Here is a 983-nt window from a genome sequence, read left to right as displayed (position 1 = left end):
CATCTGCACGCGCAATTGCGCGTCGAGGTTGGACAGCGGCTCGTCGAACAGAAACACAGACGGCTCGCGCACGATGGCGCGGCCCATGGCGACGCGCTGGCGCTGGCCGCCCGACAGCTGGCGGGGATAGCGGTCGAGATAGGAGAAGAGATTGAGGACGCCGGACGCCTTCTTGACCTTCTCATCGATCACCGTGCGCGTCTCGCCGCGGATCTTCGGGCCAAAGCCGATATTGTCAGCTGCCTTCAGATGCGGAAACAGCGCATAGGACTGGAACACCATGGCGATGTTGCGCTGCTGTGGCGGCAGCGCGTTGGCGCGCACGCCGCCGATCAACAGGTCGCCGGAGGTGATCGTCTCCAGGCCGGCCAGCATGCGCAGCAAGGTCGACTTGCCGCAGCCGGACGGGCCGACGAGGACTACGAACTCGCCGCTCTTGATATCGAGGCTGATGTTCTCGAGGATCTTGTGCTGGCCGAAGGATTTCGACAGATCGCGAAACTCGACATCGGTCATTGTCACGCTCCCAGGATGTCGTCGATGAAGGGCAGGCAGCCGGCGGTCAGTCCCGCGTCCACGGGCATCACCACGCCTGTTATTCCCGATGCGCGATCGGACGCAAGGAAGGCGACGGCTTCCGCCACTTCCGCGGCGTTGACGATGCGGCCGAGCGGATAGAGCCGCTGCAATTTGCCGAGGATTTCGGGATCCTTGGCAAGGCGGTGGTCCCAGGCGGCGGTGCGGATCGATCCGGGGCAAACGACATTGGCGCGCAGGCCGCTGCGGCCGAGCTCGACGGCGATCGCCTTGGCATAGGCGTTGATGCCGGCCTTGGCGGCGGCATAGGCCGGATTGCCGAAATGCGCGATGGCGTTGACCGAGGAGATGAAGACGACGCTGCCCGAGCCGCGGCCAGCCATGGCCTTGACCAGCGGGTCGGCGAAATTCATCACGCCAGTCAGGTTGAGATCGAGTTCCTGCTC

General features: G+C 64.5%; 2 protein-coding genes. Both read right to left on the bottom strand.

The features are described from left to right. Nucleotides 1–516 (bottom strand): ABC transporter ATP-binding protein (locus tag EN750_RS36270; protein ID WP_145968280.1); only part of this gene is annotated, 516 nt, incomplete at its 3' end. A gap of 2 nt (nt 517–518) precedes the next feature. Further along, nucleotides 519–983: SDR family oxidoreductase (locus tag EN750_RS36265; protein ID WP_127399413.1), on the bottom strand; the 465-nt coding region annotated here is incomplete at its 5' end.

The organism is Mesorhizobium sp. M7A.F.Ca.ET.027.03.2.1, assembly GCF_003999175.1.
Classification (GTDB): Bacteria; Pseudomonadota; Alphaproteobacteria; order Rhizobiales; family Rhizobiaceae; genus Mesorhizobium.
The sequence above is the reverse complement of the archived record's forward strand: the minus strand, read 5'-3'. Positions and strand labels throughout refer to the sequence as shown.